Genomic DNA, 2,390 nt, shown 5'->3' on the forward strand with positions numbered 1-2,390 from the left:
CTTATGCGTGTCGTTCAGCTGTGCTTCGCCCTTAATGTTCGCGTTGTACGTGTTCGCACCAGCCTTGGTCAAGAAGCATGAGGAGCGGCAGAGCACTCAGCTCAGGAATCCAGCTTGGTGAGCCCAGCGTGCCGGCGCTGGCCTTGGGCTCTGTCGTTGGTGGGTGAATGCCGCGGCAAGAGATGACCAGGTGAGGTGCCAAGAAGCGGTCGATCGCCATCGACAGGCAATGGCCGAGTCCAGCCGGTCAGCTCAGCGGCTGTGACAGGCGGCTGCCGCTGCAAACCCGACGCCCCATCCAAATGCGCACATGCCCCTGGCGGGTCGAATCGCGCCCACCGTTGACCACGCATGCCGCGCCGCCCCTAGGCCGACCCAGCCTCCCAGGCATACACCAGCGACTCGCGCTCCTGCCCAGAGAGCGTGCGGCGGTCTTCCAGCCGCATGCCGGCGGCTTCGAGCACGCGCTGCGAGGCCAGGTTGTCGGGCGAGGTGATGGCCAGGATGCGCTCGAAGCCCAACGCCTCGTGCCCGTAGGCCAGGCAAGCGCGCGCTGCTTCGCGCGCATAGCCCTGGCCACGAAACGCCGGCAGGAAGGCATAGCCCACGTCGACCTCGGGCAGGGTGTCGCGCTTGATCAAGCCACACAGGCCGATGGGTTGCGGGTCATCGCGGCGCAGCACCGCCCAGAAGCCGAAGCCCAGCCGTTCATAGACCTGGGTCATGCGGGTGTCGATCCACTGCCGTGCGTCGTCGAGCGTGCGCACGCCGGGGTCGTTGATGGCCTTGATCCACCCGGGGTCGTTGACCAAGGTCAGGATGAACGGGGCATCGGCCGCATCGAAGCGGCGCAGCGCAAGGCGCTCGGTGTGCAGGATGAACTCAGTCACGGAACCTCGGGTTGTGCGTTTGCAGGTAGAGCGCTGCGTTGCCGTAGGCCTTGGGGAAGTGGCCCCAGGCTTGCTGCAGCTGCTGCAGCTCGGGCGGCACGGGCTGTTGCGCGAGCAGGTTGGTGCCGGGCTTGTCGGCCAGGATGTCGTGGAGCGACTGCGGCTTGCGGTCGATCAGCATGTACTTGTCGACCAGCACGCCCAGCTCGTCGGGCCCGGTGAACTGGAACTCGAAGGCCACGCGGCTCTTGTCGAACTGCGGGTCGAGCAGGTCGCGCCCGAGGGTGGTGTTGCGGTAGCCGATGCCCACCAGCGAGGCCAGCGTGGGCATCACATCGACCTGTTGCGCCCAGGTCTCCACGCGCTTGGGCGCCACGCGGCCCGGCGAGTAGATCAGGAAGGGTGTGTGGCCTTGGGTGATGGCCAGTTCCTGCCAGGAGCGCGGCAGGTGCGGGCCGGTGGCGCCGATGATGCCGTGGTCGCCGATGAAGGCGAACACCGTGTTCTTGAAGTAGGCCTCTTGCCGCGCACGCGCGATGAACTGGCCGATGCACCAGTCGAGGTAGGCGAAGGCGCGGTACTCCTCGCGCGAGATGAAACCCTGCGCCTTGAGCTCGGCCTCGCTCGGCGTGGGCGGCTGGAAGGCAGCCAGGTCTTCGTCGGGGATGGAATACGGGCGGTGGTTGCCGCTGGTCTGGATGTAGGCGAAGAAGGGTTGCTTCTGCACCTTGAAGAGGTCGTTGGCTTCGAAGAAGAGGTTCTTGTCGGAGACGCCCCACACGTCGACCGAAGGCGACTTGAGACGGCCCAGCTCGTAGATGTCGATGCCGTCGATGTTGGCGGTGAGCACGCCCCGCACATTGGCCCACGAGGTGCTGCCGCCGATGAAGTAGAACTTCTTGTAGCCCTTGTACTCGTTGATGATGGTGTGCTGGTTGGTGGCCGCCGGGTTGCGCGAGGCGGTGGATTCGCGCGACACGTCGGGCATGCCGGTGACGGCGGCGAACACGCCGCGCGCCGTATGGCTGTGCGCGCTCATCATGTGGGTGAACAGCAGGCCGTCTTTGGCCATCGCGTCGAACGAGGGGGTGGCGCCCAGCGGGTTGCCCAGCACGCCGGTCTTGTGCGCGGCAAACGATTCGAGCTGGACGAACACCACGTTCAGCCGCTCGTGGCCGGGCCGCTCGGGCACGTGGCGCAGGAAGGAGATCGGCTCGCCCTCCTTCAACGGCGGCAGGCCGACGAAGGCGCGGATCTGGTCGGCATCGGGGCGCATCTGCGCGTCGCCCAGGCGCTGGCTGCGGAAGCTCCAGCTGTCGTACAGGCTATGCAGCGGGTTGAGGGCGAGCGCCTGCGAGAAGGCGCTCGGCAGCTCGACCGAATCGCTCCAGCGCAGCGGGTACTGGGAGAACTTGCCATGCACCACGAAGATGGCGAGCAGCACCACCACCGTCTCGGCGATGCGCGCTCTCCAAGGCCGGGGCGCGGGCGCACCGATGG

Annotated in this window: 2 protein-coding genes; both read right to left on the reverse strand. The window is 66.7% G+C overall.

What is annotated here, in order from left to right:
• Nucleotides 1-365 precede the first annotated feature (365 nt).
• Nucleotides 366-890, reverse strand: a complete 525-nt coding sequence (locus VFL64_RS15835; RefSeq protein ID WP_489541340.1) for a GNAT family N-acetyltransferase — start codon at nucleotides 888-890, stop codon at nucleotides 366-368.
• Nucleotides 883-2,390 (reverse strand): LTA synthase family protein (locus VFL64_RS15840; protein ID WP_489541341.1); only part of this gene is annotated, 1,508 nt, incomplete at its 5' end. The genes VFL64_RS15840 and VFL64_RS15835, both read right to left, overlap by 8 nt.

Origin of the sequence: Rhizobacter sp., from assembly GCF_035702065.1 — a bacterium.
Classification (GTDB): domain Bacteria; phylum Pseudomonadota; class Gammaproteobacteria; order Burkholderiales; family Burkholderiaceae_C; genus Rhizobacter.